This window comes from Novosphingobium chloroacetimidivorans (genome assembly GCF_014204535.1).
GTDB classification, from domain to species: domain Bacteria; phylum Pseudomonadota; class Alphaproteobacteria; order Sphingomonadales; family Sphingomonadaceae; genus Novosphingobium; species Novosphingobium chloroacetimidivorans.
In genome coordinates this window covers 42,178-56,201 of the sequence record NZ_JACHLR010000011.1, presented here as the reverse complement: position 1 = coordinate 56,201, position 14,024 = coordinate 42,178, and the positions used below count along the sequence as shown (strand labels likewise).

Below are 14,024 nucleotides of genomic sequence, written 5' to 3'. Positions count from 1 at the left end.
CCCGTTTGCGTTGCACCATGCACTCGTCTACACAGTGCGCCGCAGGCTTGCCTGCAAGCGTTGGCGCCTGCGCCAAACAATGCAAGGGGATTCGCATGAAGAAGATCGCTTACGCCGCATTCGCGTCGGCCGCCGCTCTGGCTCTCGCCGCTTGCGGCAGCTCGGAAACGCCGACTGAAGCCACCGCCACCGACAGCGTCGAGACCATGCCCGAGGAAACTCTGGCTGCCGACCCGATGGCGACTGACTCGGCTGCCACCGCCGAAGAAGGCATGGCATCCAGCGCTGCTTCCGACGCAGCGATGTAATCCGGCCGGGGGCCGCTGCGCGCTCGTCGCGTCGCTGGCCCCCGATCGTATCTTCGGACCTGTTCTGTAGGTCCGGATGGCCGCTCGATGCGGCTTGCGGCTCTTCCGGTGTTCCGGCAGAGCTTTTTTTGCGTCTTTCGGTTGATGCGGTCGATAGGCATGCGAGTGGAAGGCAATCTGCTGCGTGCGTACATCCTGCCGCCTCAGGCCGAGCGTACTCAAGTCAAGCAATTGACCGGTGCGCAGCGCCAGCCGACTTTCATGCGATTAACTTAGATCAGCATCCAAGTACCTGTATTTTAACGGTCATCAGGGAACATCGACCCCACCCGCCCCGTTGCTTCCCGGTATGCGTCGAACCGCCGTTGGCGGCGCGCATCCCAGCGAGGAACGCAACCATGACCAAGATCGGCGAAGACACCGGCGCCAAGGGCGCTGCCCAGACCTTCGAAACGCAAGTGGGCTCGGGCGGCGAGCTCCACCAGATTGCAGGGCCGGATGACACCGTGCTCACCACCCAGCAGGGCATCCCCGTTGCCGACGACCAGAACACCCTCAAGGTCGGCGAGCGCGGCCCAGCGCTGCTCGAGGATTTCCACTTCCGCGAGAAGATGTTCCACTTCGACCATGAGCGCATTCCGGAGCGCGTGGTCCATGCCCGTGGCTTCGGCGTCCATGGTACCTTCACGCTGACCGAGAGCCTGGAAGACTACACCGTCGCCAAAGTGCTGACCGAGGTCGGCGAGAACACGCAAATGTTCGTGCGCTTCTCCACCGTCGCGGGCAACAAGGGCTCGCCGGATCTGGCGCGGGACGTGCGCGGCTTCGCCGCCAAGTTCTACACCAAGGAAGGCAACTGGGACATCGTCGGCAACAACATTCCGGTGTTCTTCATCCAGGACGCGATCAAGTTCCCCGACCTGATCCACGCCGCCAAGCAGGAGCCCGATCGCGGCTTCCCGCAGGCGCAGACCGCGCACGACAACTTCTGGGATTTCATCAGCTTGACGCCGGAATCGATGCACATGGTCATGTGGATCATGTCCGATCGCACGATCCCACGCTCGTTCCGCACGATCGAAGGCTTTGGCGTTCACACCTTCCGTCTGATCAATGCCGAGGGCAAGGGGACTTACGTTAAGTTCCACTTCAAGCCCAAGCAGGGCCTGCAGTCGGTTATGTGGAACGAAGCGGTGAAGCTGAACGGCGCCGATCCCGACTTCCATCGCCGCGACTTGTGGGACGCCATCGATCTGGACACTCCGCCCGAGTGGGATCTGGGCGTTCAGCTGTTCGATGACAAGTTCGCCGACAGTTTCGAATTCGACGTGCTCGACGCGACCAAGATCATCCCGGAAGAGCAGATCCCCGTTCGCAAGATCGGCACGTTCGTGCTCGACGCGCACGTCGACAACTTCTTCGCCGAAACCGAGCAGGTTGCGTTCTGCACGCAGAACGTGGTGCCCGGCATCGGTTTTACCAACGATCCGCTGCTTCAGGGGCGCAACTTCTCGTATCTCGATACGCAGCTGAAGCGCCTGGGCTCGCCCAACTTCACGCATATCCCGATCAACCAGCCCAAGGGTTGCCCGGTGCACAACTTCCAGCAGGACGGGCACATGGCGATGCGCAACCCCAAGGGCCGCGTGAACTACGAGCCCAACAGCTGGGAGCGGGGCGAGAACAACCCGCGTGAATCCCCCACCACCGGCTACAAGCACTTCGCCGCCGAGGAAAACGGCCGAAAGGCGCAGGTACGCTCGCCCAGTTTCGCCGATCACTACAGCCAGGCACGCCAGTTCTTCATCAGCCAGGAGCCGATCGAGCAGAAGCACATCGGCGACGCGCTGGTGTTCGAACTGTCGAAAGTCGAGCGGGTGGACATCCGCGAGAAGATGGTCGGCCACCTGCTGAACATCGACGAGACGCTGGCGACGGTGGTCGCCGACGGCCTCGGGCTTACCAAGCTGCCGCCGAAGGCAAAGGCTGCGGTCGAGCCGCGCACCGATCTGCCGCCATCGCCCGCGCTCAGCATCGTCGCGCGCGGGCCGGAGAGCTTCTCGGGTCGCAAGCTCGGCATCCTCGTCACGGACGGCGCCTCTGCCGCTCTGGTGAAGACGCTGGCCGAGGCGGTGAAGGCGCAAGGTGCGGTCTACGAGATCATCGCGCCCAAGATCGCCGGTGCCACGCTGGACGACGGCACGATCGCCGAGGCCAAGCAGAAGATCGATGGTGGTCCATCTATCCTCTACGACGCGGTTGCGCTGGTGGTCTCGGCGGACGGCGCGAAGTTGCTGGCGGAGGACAAGACGGCCAAGGACTTCGTCTCCGATGCGTTCGCGCACTGCAAGTACATCGGCTACACCGATGTGGCGCTGCCCTTCATCGAGCGTGCCGGGGTGCAGGAGAAGGACATGGACGAAGGCTTCATCCCGCTGGGCGACAAGGCCTCTGCCGAGGGCTTCCTCGAAAGCTGCGCCAAGCTGCGTGTCTGGGAGCGTGAGTTCAAGATTGACCTCGACGCGGCCGGGTTCCTTGCGGGTCAGGCTGCGAAGCGAGGCTGATGCAGGCTGGGGAGCGGCAAGGCCGCTCCCCATACTTGCAGACAGACACGTGCTGCGAAATTCCAGCAACAATACGGAAGCATCGACGGCCTAGCTCCCCTGTGCACATTTTCGATGCAGAGCTGCCTAAAAACTAGGCGGTCATTAAGGGAGACAATCGTGAGCTTACTCGCACTTGCCGCCACTGCCATGCTCGTTCCTGCAGCGCAGCCTGTTCACTCGATCCCGATCGAACACCGCGGTGCGACCTATCGTGTCGACTACAAGCCGCACGTGGAAACCAGCATGCGGGTGGTGGGCATGTCGGCCGGGCCTCGCCCCAGCACGCAGCGCTGCGTCGTCAATGCGCGCGTCTCGGTCGAGCGCGTGATCGCGGGCGGGCAGGGCCAGGAATTGAAGGCGATGCTTCCGGGTAGCGAGACCTTCCAGCAGCATCTGCCCGGATCGTGCCATGGGCGTGACGGGGATGCCGCCAAGGTGGTCGCCGCCAAGGCAGGCGCCATCGCAACCCACTTGGCCCGCTCCGCAGCGGCCGATCGTACGGCGGCGCTCGCCGCCATCGACAGCGCCCATCACTTCGCGGCGAACTGAGGCTTCCCTTGCGCATCACCGCAGGCCGCCTTCTTTCGACTGCCGCCGGGGCGTTCCTGGCGGCAGCACCGGCACACGCGCAGTCCACCCAGTCAGCCCAGGTCGCGATCGAGGCGGCCACGGACTGGCGTGAACGGGGCTTGAGCTGGAGCGACGGGAAGGCAGCGCTCGGCGTCTCCGCTTCCATCCCCATCACCTATGACCTGACGGTGGCGGCCGAAGCGGTCACCCTTCGCGAGTCCTCGCGGCACGGTGGCGCGGATGTGGGAATAACCATCGCGCCCCGATATGCCCTGACGAGCGGGGGCTGGACCATCGCCGCCGGAGCACGCGGCAACATCTTCGTCGGCCGCGCGGGCATGTCTTTCGGGGAGATCACGGGCGAAGTCGCGCACACGATCGGTCCTGCGCAGTTGGTCCTCGGTGCTGACTTCGCGCCTTCGCAGAAGGCGATCGGCGGAAGCAACCTGCACCTGGAAGCACAAGGATCGCTGGGCATTCCTGGGACCGCCCTGACGCTCTACGGCGGCTTGGGCCACACCAGCGGCTCGGACCGGGAGCGGCCGCGCGCCTGGCGCTTGCGGCCCGGCGGCAGCTACACCGATCATCACCTCGGCATAGAGCACGCACGCGGCCCCTTGGCGGTCGGGGTGCGCTATTCCGACACCTCGATCCGGTCCCGCGAAGTCGACCGGCGGATCGCGTTTGCTTCGGGAGACTTCGGTTCGCGCGTGGTCGCCTATCTGCGCCTGTCTTCCTGAGCGCCGGATTTGACCTCATCGGCGGCGGCTCGTAATCCGCGCCTCATGACCATCGTCACCCGCTTCGCGCCTTCACCCACCGGCAACCTTCACGTCGGCAACGTGCGCGCGGCGCTGCACAACTGGCTCTTGGCAAAGCACCATGGTGGCCGCTTCCTGCTGCGCATCGACGATACCGATGCCGAGCGGAGTCGCGAGGAGTACGTCCATGCGATCCGCGCCGACCTCGCCTGGCTGGGCATCGTGCCCGATGGCGAGGAGCGCCAATCGCAGCGCTTCGACATCTACGAGGAGGCATTCGCCCGCCTTGCCGATGCGGGCCGCGTGTATCCATGCTGGGAGACGCCGCAGGAACTGGAGCTCAAGCGCAAGGTGCTGCTCGGCCGCGGACTGCCGCCGGTCTACGACCGCGCGGCGCTGCAAATCCCCGAGGTCGAGCGGATGCGGCGGATCGCGGAGGGCGACATGCCGCACTGGCGCTTCCTGCTCGACCGCGATGCGCCGATCAGTTGGGAGGACGGCATCCGCGGGCCGCAGAAGTTCGATCCCGCGCAGATGTCCGACCCGGTGGTGCGCCGAGCCGACCGCTCATGGCTCTACATGCTGCCCTCGGTGATCGACGATGTCGCCATGGGCGTGACCGATGTGCTGCGCGGCGAAGACCATGTTTCCAATACCGCCACGCAAGTGCAGATGTTTGAAGCATTGGGCGCGCCGCTTCCCCGCTTCGCGCACGAGGCGCTGCTGACCGGGGCCGAGGGCAAGCTGTCCAAGCGCCTTGGATCGCTGGGGATTGCCCACTTCCGCGAGATCGGTATCGAGCCGGCCGCATTGGTCTCGCTCCTCGCGCGGCTGGGAACGAGCGACCCGATCGATACCTCGCTTGATGCCGAGGCGCTGGCGGCGGCGTTCGACCTGTCGCACTTCGGCCGGGCACCAGCGCGGTTCGACGAGGCGGAGCTCGAGCGGGTGAACGCCGCGATCGTGCATGCACTGGCATACGACGCAGTCGCGGACCGGCTGCCCGAGGGCATGGATGCGAGCGCCTGGGAGGCCGTGCGGCCGAACCTTTCGCACGTCCATGAAGCGGCCGACTGGTGGCAGGTGGTGACCGGGCCGATCGCGCCCATGTCTTTCTCGGACGAGGATCGCGCCTATCTTGCGCAGGCGGCGCAAGTGGCGGACGAGAACTGGGGCGAGGACCCCTGGCACGCACTGACCGGCGCGCTGAAGGCAAGCACCGGGCGCAAGGGCAAGGCCCTGTTCCTGCCCTTGCGGCAAGCGCTGACGGGCATGGATCACGGGCCCGACATGGCGACGCTGCTGCCACTGATCGGGCGGGATCGGGCGTTGGAGCGGCTCAAGCTCGCGTAGCACGATTATCCCGGGCTCGAGCTGGGACCGGTTTCGCCAGCTGGCGAGTTCTCGGGAGCTTCACGAGAGGCTGTGCTCTGCCGCAACCGGTCCCGGGTCGAGCCCGGAACGACATCGGCCTTCAAGCTTGTGCTTCGCGCCACTCGCCCGGCATCAAGTCTGACAGCGTCCATGCTCCGATCTGCTCACGCACCAGGCGCAGGGTGGGGTGCCCCACCGCGGCCGTCATCCGCCGCACCTGGCGATTGCGACCCTCGCGGATCGTCAGGCGGATCCAGCAATCGGGCACGGACTTGCGGAACCGCACCGGCGGATCGCGCAGCCAAAGCCCGGGATCGGCGATCCGCTCCGCCTCCGCCGGACGCGTAGGCCCGTCGTTCAGCATGACACCATGGCGAAGGGCGGCAAGCGCGTCGTCGCCCGGTTCGCCCTCGACCTGCACCAGGTAGGTCTTGGCCAGCTTGAAGCGTGGGTCGGCGATGCGCGCCTGGAGGCGGCCATCGTCGGTGAGCAGCAGCAGCCCTTCGCTGTCACGATCGAGGCGCCCGGCGGGGTAGACGCCCGGCACATCGATGTAATCGGATAGCGTGGCCCGGGCCCCGTCGGTGCCCCGGTCGGTAAACTGGCTGAGGACGCCGAACGGCTTGTTGAAGAGGATCAGGCGGGACATGGTGGCGGCTTAGCGGATTACTGGACCGCCCTACACCCCTGTAGCCCCCGCGGCGGCGGGGGCCCCGCTTCTTGCCGCATACGACGAGTTCGGAAGAACAAGCGGGGTCCCCGCCTTCGCGGGGACGACGGGAAAGGGGAGTTGAGTGAACGGCGGTCCGTTCACTCCATGAACCAGCCGTGGCTCGCGATCAGCGACTGGCCGTTCAGTGCATTGGTCTCGAACCCGGCGAAGAACAGCGCGACTTCCGCGATGTCCTCGACCGTTGTGAACTCGCCATCGACGGTCTGTCCGAGCATGACCTTCTTGACCACCTCGTCCTCGGAGATGCCCAGCTCCTTGGCCTGCTCCGGGATCTGCTTGTCCACCAGCGGCGTGCGCACGAAGCCGGGGCAGATCACGTTGGTGCGCACGCCCTTCTTGCCGCCTTCCTTGGCGATCACGCGCGCGAGACCGAGCAGGCCGTGCTTGGCGGTGACATATGCGCTCTTGAGCGGACTGGCCTCCTTGGAGTGCACCGAGCCCATGAACAGGATCGAGCCTGAACCCTTCGCATACATGTGCGGCAGCACGGCCTTGGAGGTGAGGAACGCACCGTCGAGGTGGATGGCGAGCATCTTCTTCCAGTCGGCGAAGGCGTAGTTTTCGACCGGATTGACGATCTGGATGCCCGCATTGCTGACCAGTACGTCGACCCCGCCCCAGGCGGAGACCACTTGCGCGACGCCGGCATCGACCTGCTGCTCGCTGGTCACGTCCATGGCGATGGCAAGCGCATCGGTGCCGTACTTCGCCTTGATCTCGTCGGCTGCCTTCTGCGCGGCATCCTGGTTGAGGTCCGCGATCGCGACCTTGCCGCCTTCCGAGGCGAAGCGATGCGCGATGGCATTGCCGATGCCGCTTGCCGCGCCGGTGACGATGCAGCTCTTGTCCTTCAGCTTCATGCGCATTCTCCTAAGTTGGACCCCAGCGCGCCTGTCTGGCGTGGACGGTCGCCGGCAAGGTCGAAGGTGGTGATGGCGTCGCCCGCATGCGTGCGGCCGATCCAGTCTGGATGGGCGAGCGAATACGCGGCGTCCTCGTACCCGTCGCTCCAGTGCTCGTTCACCGTCAACCGCGAGAACTCGTAGTCCTTGGACGCGCTCTCATAAGAAGCGCAGCGGTTGATGAGGTGCATGATCGCCACCGAGCCTTCCGGCTCGTGGTTCAGCAGGGTGCGCAGGTCCGGATCGTCGCGCAGCTCATCCGGCAGGCGCTTGGCCAGTCGGCGCGCGGCGGCGTGCAGCTTCTGCAGCTTCTTGGACTGATCGGTGTTGAGCCGGGTTCGGCTCGAATACCGGATGTCCTTCTCACGCTGAGCGACATCGGCCATGGTGCGCGGGACCACTCCGCGCGAACTGAACAGGTCGACCTGGAATACGGTCAGCTCACAAGCGGGGCGAGCGTCGAGCACGTATTGCAGCGGCGTGTTGGACACCAGGCCGCCGTCCCAGAACCAGTCGTCCCCGATCTTCACCGGCGCGAAACCCGGGGGCAGCGCGCCCGACGCCATGACGTGCTCGGGCCCGATCGTGTGCTCGCGGTTGTCGAAATAGACGAAGTTGCCGTTCAGCACGTTGACCGCGCCGATGCTGAAGCGGATCGGCCCGCGGTTCAGCAGGTCGAAATCGACCAGCTCCAGCAGCGTCGTGCGCAAAGGCGCGGTGTCGTAGTAGCTCAGGCGGTCAAGTTCGGCGGGCCATTCCGGAAGGAGCGGGGGAAAGCGCGGGGTGAAGAAGCCGGGGACGCCCAGGCTTGCGGCGTAGACCGCCGAAGCCTCGTTGAAGGCGCGGCGTGCGAAGCCTTGCGGACTGTCGAGCCGGAACTGCAGCTCACCCGAAACGCGGTCCCAGAACGTGCGCAGGCGCTCGACGCGGCGCTCGGCCGGATTGCCGGCAATGATCGCGGCGTTGATCGCGCCGATCGAGATGCCGGCGATCCAGTCGGGTTGGAGCTCGGTGCCGGCGAGCGCTTCGTACACACCCGCCTGGTAGGCGCCCAATGCGCCACCGCCTTGCAGCACGAGTGCAGTCTGTGGTGGATGCTGACCGTCAGGCTGGTTCATACGGAGGCCGCGCCCCTGATGTTGCGATGCAGCATAGATGGCACGCGGCGCCCGGAGTGCAAGGGGCAGTTCACATGTCGTCCTGGTTCGAGCTCGATGCGCCGTCGTGCTTCAGGCCGCCACCGCCACTCCGGCCGCCTCGCTGGCAGCTTCCAGCAAGCGCTTTTCCAGTGCCTTGATCCGTCCCTGGTTCTCAAGCTTCTCGCCCAGGAGGTCGGTTACATAGAATGTGTCCGCCGCGCGCTCGCCATACGTGGCGATGTGCGCGGAGTGCACCATCAGCCGCGCATCGAACAACGCGAAGGCCAGGCGATTGAGCAGCGCCGGCCGGTCGCGGGCGTTGACTTCCACCACGGTGAAGCGATTCGACGCCTTGTTGTCGACCAGCACGCGGGGGCGGACCTCGAAGGCATCGGCGCGCGGCCTCGCATCGGGACGGGCATGAAGCTGGGGCAGCAGTCGCACCCGATTGGCGAGCGCGTTTTCGATCGAGGTGCGGAGCCGCTCCAGCTGGCCATCCTCGCGGAACGGGCGGCCGATCGGATCCTGGACGAGGAAGTTGTCCACCGCGCGCCCGGTCCGGGTGGTGTGGATGCGCGCGTCGATGATGTTGCCGCCGGCCAGGTGGATGCCGCCGGCGATGCGGTAGAACAGGCCCGGGTGGTCGGCTGCGATCACTGTCACCAGCGTGGCGCCGCGGGCGGGATAGAACTCGGTCTGGATCGATAGCGGCTCGTTTCCGGACGCCTCGTACTGCGCCAGGTTCTTGGCGATCACATCGTCGGCCTCGGCGATCCAATAGGCATCGCCGAAGTGCTTGCCGATCTGCGCGATCAGTTCGCTCTCGGATCCGAGCCGCGCCTCCACGGCTGCACGCTTGGCGGCGATGCGCTTTTCGCGCCCGTATTCGGCATGGCCCAGGCGGAGGCGTTCTTCGGCGGCGCCGTAGAGGTCGCCGATCAGCTGGCGCTTCCAGCTGTTCCAGGTGCCGGGCCCCACCGCGCGAATGTCGACCACGGTCAGCAGCATCAGCTGGCGCAGACGGTCGAGCGATTGCACCAGGCCCACGAAATCGGCGATGGTCTTGCCGTCGGACAAGTCGCGCTTGAACGCGGTCGCGCTCATGATCAGGTGCTGGCGGACCAGCCAGGCGACCAGCTCGGTTTCTTCCTCGTCCAGGCCCAGGCGCGGGCACAGCCGCTCGGCGATCTCGGCGCCCAATATCGAATGATCGCCGCCCCGACCCTTGGCGATGTCGTGCAGCAGCACCGCCATGTAGAGCGCGCGCCGGCTGCGCACCTTGGCGATCACTTCGTGGGCGAGGGGGTGATCGTCCTTCAGTTCGCCACGCTCGATCCGGGCGAGCAGGCCGATGGCGCGGATGGTATGCTCGTCCACCGTGTAGTGGTGGTACATGTCGAACTGCATCTGCGCGTTGACGCGGCCGAACTCGGTGATGAAGCGGCCGAACACGCCTGCTTCGTTGAACGCGCGCAAGGCCTTTTCCGGATCGCGGCGGCTGGTCAGCAGCTCAAGGAACAGCGCATTGGCACGCGGATCGCGGCGCAGGTCGTCGCGGATGAGGGCAATGTCGTGGCCGATCAGGCGCAAGGTCTCGGGGTGGATCTCAAGGCCCTCGCGGTCGGCGACGACGAAGATCTCGATCAGGCGCAGCGGCTCTTCGGTGAACCAGCTGTCGGACGGCGCGCGCAGGCGGCCGCCGAATACCTTGTAGCCCTTGACCATGCGGGTGCGCGCCCGGAAGTTGGCGAGGAGACCGCGTGCGGGCCGCTGCGCGAACTGCTCGTCCAGCTGCGCCAGGAACACGCCGGTCAGGTTGCCGACGACTTTGGCCTGCAGGAAGAAGTACTGCATGAACCGCTCGACCGCGCTCTTGCCCGGGCGGTCGGCGTAGTTCATCCGCGCAGCCACTTCGCGCTGGAGATCGAAGGTCAGGCGATCCTCGGCGCGGCGGGTGATCGTATGCAAGTGGCAGCGCACGGCCCAGAAGAAGTTCTCCGCCCGGCGGAACGCGCGGTATTCCTTCTGGCTCAGCAGCCCGACGTCGACCAGTTCGGCGGTGGAGCGCACCTTGTGGATGTACTTGCCGATCCAGTAAAGCGCGTGGAGGTCGCGCAGGGACCCCTTGCCCTCCTTGATGTTCGGCTCGACGACATAGCGGCTGTCGCCCATGCGCTTGTGCCGGCTCTCGCGCTCGGCCAGCTTCTCGGTGACGAACTGGCGCTCGGTGCCGCCGACCACGTCCTTCCAGAAGCGCTGGCGCGCCTCTTCGAACAAGTCCTGATCGCCCCACACGTAGCGGGCCTCCAGCATGGCGGTGCGGATCGTCAGGTCCGACTTGCACATGCGCACCATCTCGTCGATCGAGCGGCTGGACTGGCCGATCTTGAGGCCCAGGTCCCATAGGAAGTACAGCATCGCCTCGATCACCTGCTCGCACCAGGCAGTGGAGCGGATCGGCGTCAGAAAGGCGATGTCGACGTCCGAGTGCGGCGCCATCTCGCCGCGACCATAACCGCCGACCGCCGCGATCGTCAGCCGCTCGCCCTTGGAGCGATTGTTGGCGGGGTAGACGTCGGTGACGACGTGATCGTGGATGATGCGCAGGATCTGGTCGACCAGGAAGGCCTGCGCCTCTGCGACTTCATGGCCGGCACTGGGCCGCTCCACCAGCCGCCGCGCGATCTCCTCACGCCCTTGCGCCAGCGCATTGCGCAGGATCGGCACGATCTCCTTGCGCGCTTTCGCGGGCCCGTGCTCCTCCACCAGCGCGGCGATGCGGGTGGTGATGCCGCGCCGATCGATGACGGAGCGCGGCGAAGGGATGCGGATCACGTGCATGAGCTCGATGTAGAGAGTGCGGAGGCGGGAGGGAAGAGCACGCCTGTCCTCCCCGGCACGGGGAGGGGGACCGCTCGCGCAGCGAGTGGTGGTGGGGACTCGCGACCTCGCGCTACGGTGCACGCAAGCTCATTCCCTGACGAGAATCCCCTCCACCATGCTGCGCATGGTCCCCCTCCCCGTGCCGGGGAGGACTGCTTGCCAAAACCCGCCTTCCTTCCGTCACCGCGCTATGCCAGAAGGCGCGCCGGTGCCGCCAGGGCTCCCACGCATATCGAAAGAGGCCGCCCGCTTGCTGATCCCGTCCGCCGCCGCCGCCGCTACGACGTCCATTGGCGCTCACGAGCCGATCTACTGGGTCAACCTGGGGCTCAAGAACGGCATCGACCTGGGCTTCTTCACGCTGCGCTACTACTCGCTGGCATATCTGGCCGGCATCGTGCTGGGCTATTGGCACTTGGGCCGCATGATCAAGGCGCCAGGCGCTCCGATGGCGCAGCGCCACGCGGACGACCTGTTCTTCTACTGCACCCTCGGGATCATCCTGGGCGGGCGCCTGGGCTATGCGACGTTCTACACCGGCGGCGACACCGGCATTCCCAGCTTGTGGCTGCACCCCAGCGAGTTGCTGGCGCTCTGGCACGGCGGCATGAGCTTCCACGGCGGGTTGATCGGCGTCGTCCTCGCCATGGCCTGGGTATCCTGGCGCGCGGACCTGAATTTCATCCGCGTGGCGGACTACATCGCGGTGTGCGTGCCGTTCGGCATGCTGTTCGGGCGCCTGGCCAACTTCGTCAACGGCGAGCTGTGGGGCCGGGTGGCGGGGCCGGACGTGCCCTGGGCCATGGTGTTCCCGGATGCCGGGCCTCTGCCGCGTCACCCGAGCCAGCTCTACGAAGCGGCGCTGGAGGGCGCGCTGCTGATCGTGATCATGCTGCTGCTGTACTGGAAGACGCGCGCGCGATATCGGCCGGGCCTGATGGTCGGCGTGTTCTCGACCGGCATCGCGCTCGCGCGCTTCAGTGTCGAGTTCTTCCGCGAGCCCGATGCGCAGTTGCAGAGCTTCGCGATGCGCACCGGCCTGTCGATGGGCCAATGGCTTACGATCCCGCTGATGATCCTGGGCCTGGCGATGGTCGCGCGCGCGCTCGTCAAGCCGCCGCTCGCCGGCAGGCGCCCGGTCATTACGTGAGCGTCCCGGGTTGAGTGGGTTGGCCGATGAGGCGGGCGAGCCGCTGACGGCGATCTTCCAGCGCCTGATCGGCAACACCGGCCCGATCAGCGTCCAGTACTTCATGGGCGAATCAAATGCCCGCTACTACGCCTCGCGCGATCCGCTGGGCGATGCGGGCGACTTCATCACCGCGCCCGAGATCAGCCAGATGTTCGGCGAGCTTGTCGGCCTGTGGCTTGCCGACGTCTGGCTGCGCGCCGGCAGCCCGGAGCCGGTGCACTATGTGGAGCTTGGCCCCGGGCGAGGGACCCTGGCGCGCGATGCGCTGCGCTCAGCCGCCAAGTTCGGGCTCGTGCCCAAGGTGCACTTCGTCGAGGGATCTACGGCACTGAAGGCACTGCAGGTGGAGGCGGTGCCGCAAGCCGTGTGGCATGCCGACCTTGCGAGTCTGCCGACGGACAGCCCGATCCTGCTGGTCGCCAACGAGTTTCTCGATGCCCTTCCGATCCGCCAGCTGGTGAAGACCCAAGGCGGCTGGCGCGAGCGGATGGTGGCGGTCCATGATGGCGCCTTCGTCGGTCTTGCCGGCGAGCGCCCGATGGATGCCGCAGTGCCCGAAGCCCTGCGCCAGGCCGAGCCGGGCACTCTGATCGAGACCTGTCCGGGGGCGGCCGCGGTCGTCTACGAGGTCGCCGGGCGCCTGGTGGAGCAAGGCGGTGCGGCGCTGTTCGTCGACTATGGGCACGATGCCGTGCGCACCGGCTCGACGTTGCAGGCCCTGCGCGCGCACCGCAAGGTCGATGCCTTCGCCCATCCGGGCGAGGCCGACCTGACCGCGCATGTCGATTTCGCCACACTCGCCAACGTCGCGCTCTCGCGTGGGTGCCGCTGGCTGGGCACTGTACGGCAGGGTGATTGGCTGTGCGCGCTGGGGATCGAGGCACGCGCGCAGAGCCTGGCGCGGTTCGCGCCGGAGCATGCCGCTGCCATCGCTGCCGCAAGGGACCGGTTGATCGCGGAGGACGAGATGGGGGCGCTGTTCAAGGTCATGGGGTTGGCTTCGCCGCGCTGGCCCGATGGGGCGGGCTTCTGATGGCGACGCTTGCTTCTAGCGCGCCACTGCGGCGCGAGCCGGCGACGATTGCGCCCGACCGTGTCGAGCGGGTGCTGGGCGTGCTGACGCTGGTGCTGCTGGCCTTCGTCCTGGCGGCGCTGCTGCGCGGCGTGGACCAGTGGGGGCGGCTGCCGTGGGTCTTGTGGGTTCACCTTGCCACCATGATCGCGACGCTGGCGCTGACGCCGGCGATCCTGTGGATGCGGCGGGGCACCCGCCTGCATCGCAAGCTGGGCTACGCATGGGTCTGCGCGCTTGGCCTCACGGCGATCGACAGCTTCGCCATCCGCACCAGCGGGCATCTCAGCCCAATCCACATTCTCTCGGGGGTGACGCTCTGCGCATTGCCGATGCTGGTGATCACGGCGCGCCGGCACGACCACAAGCGCCACCGCCGCATCGTGCGGGGGCTCGTGATCGGGGCGCTGCTGACGGCGGGGTTCTTCACCTTCCCGTTCCACCGCATGCTGGGCAGCTGGCTGTTCGGCTGAGAACCTTGGCG

Annotated in this window: 12 protein-coding genes; 8 read left to right on the top strand and 4 right to left on the bottom strand. The window is 66.5% G+C overall.

Annotated features, from left to right (window positions below; translation table 11 throughout):
* The first annotated feature begins 95 nt into the window (after window positions 1-95).
* From HNO88_RS13270 to gltX, 5 genes are all read left to right on the top strand, one after another.
* Window positions 96-308 carry a hypothetical protein gene (locus HNO88_RS13270; RefSeq protein ID WP_184246155.1) on the top strand — a complete coding sequence of 71 codons (213 nt, stop codon included), beginning with the start codon at window positions 96-98 and terminating at the stop codon, window positions 306-308.
* Between the two features lie 398 nt (window positions 309-706).
* Window positions 707-2,872, top strand: a complete 2,166-nt coding sequence (locus tag HNO88_RS13265; RefSeq protein ID WP_184246151.1) for a catalase — start codon at window positions 707-709, stop codon at window positions 2,870-2,872.
* Between the two features lie 159 nt (window positions 2,873-3,031).
* Window positions 3,032-3,463, top strand: a complete 432-nt coding sequence (locus HNO88_RS13260) for a hypothetical protein (protein ID WP_184246147.1) — start codon at window positions 3,032-3,034, stop codon at window positions 3,461-3,463.
* 8 nt (window positions 3,464-3,471) lie between these two features.
* A complete protein-coding gene (locus tag HNO88_RS13255) occupies window positions 3,472-4,224 on the top strand; it encodes a TorF family putative porin (protein WP_184246144.1) in 753 nt (250 codons plus the stop codon).
* Window positions 4,225-4,269: 45 nt separating this feature from the next.
* Window positions 4,270-5,598, top strand: coding sequence for a glutamate--tRNA ligase (gene gltX, locus HNO88_RS13250; protein WP_184246142.1), 1,329 nt, complete (start codon window positions 4,270-4,272; stop codon window positions 5,596-5,598).
* A gap of 121 nt (window positions 5,599-5,719) precedes the next feature.
* On the opposite strand, the gene HNO88_RS13245 is transcribed toward gltX, so the two are convergent.
* The 4 genes from HNO88_RS13245 to HNO88_RS13230 all read right to left on the bottom strand — a co-directional run bounded on the left by HNO88_RS13245 (window position 5,720) and on the right by HNO88_RS13230 (window position 11,234).
* On the bottom strand, window positions 5,720-6,268 hold the full coding sequence (locus tag HNO88_RS13245) for a pseudouridine synthase (RefSeq protein WP_184246140.1): 549 nt from the start codon (window positions 6,266-6,268) through the stop codon (window positions 5,720-5,722).
* A 161-nt stretch (window positions 6,269-6,429) separates the two neighbouring features.
* Window positions 6,430-7,212 (bottom strand): 3-hydroxybutyrate dehydrogenase, encoded by a 783-nt coding sequence (locus HNO88_RS13240; protein ID WP_184246137.1) that lies wholly within the window; start codon window positions 7,210-7,212, stop codon window positions 6,430-6,432.
* On the bottom strand, window positions 7,209-8,372 hold the full coding sequence (locus HNO88_RS13235) for a patatin-like phospholipase family protein (RefSeq protein WP_184246134.1): 1,164 nt from the start codon (window positions 8,370-8,372) through the stop codon (window positions 7,209-7,211). The genes HNO88_RS13240 and HNO88_RS13235 overlap by 4 nt, the downstream gene beginning before the upstream one ends.
* A 111-nt stretch (window positions 8,373-8,483) precedes the next feature.
* Window positions 8,484-11,234, bottom strand: a complete 2,751-nt coding sequence (locus HNO88_RS13230; protein ID WP_184246131.1) for a [protein-PII] uridylyltransferase — start codon at window positions 11,232-11,234, stop codon at window positions 8,484-8,486.
* 292 nt (window positions 11,235-11,526) lie between these two features.
* Here HNO88_RS13230 and lgt point away from each other — a divergent pair, with 292 nt between their 5' ends.
* Genes lgt through HNO88_RS13215 form a run of 3 tightly spaced genes read left to right on the top strand, consistent with a single transcriptional unit; the run spans window position 11,527 to window position 14,013 of the window.
* Window positions 11,527-12,426 carry a prolipoprotein diacylglyceryl transferase gene (gene lgt, locus HNO88_RS13225; RefSeq protein ID WP_246381743.1) on the top strand — a complete coding sequence of 300 codons (900 nt, stop codon included), beginning with the start codon at window positions 11,527-11,529 and terminating at the stop codon, window positions 12,424-12,426.
* A 10-nt stretch (window positions 12,427-12,436) separates the two neighbouring features.
* A complete protein-coding gene (locus tag HNO88_RS13220; RefSeq protein WP_376768773.1) occupies window positions 12,437-13,501 on the top strand; it encodes a class I SAM-dependent methyltransferase in 1,065 nt (354 codons plus the stop codon).
* A complete protein-coding gene (locus tag HNO88_RS13215; protein ID WP_184246126.1) occupies window positions 13,501-14,013 on the top strand; it encodes a DUF2306 domain-containing protein in 513 nt (170 codons plus the stop codon). The genes HNO88_RS13220 and HNO88_RS13215 overlap by 1 nt, the downstream gene beginning before the upstream one ends.
* Window positions 14,014-14,024: the final 11 nt, after the last annotated feature.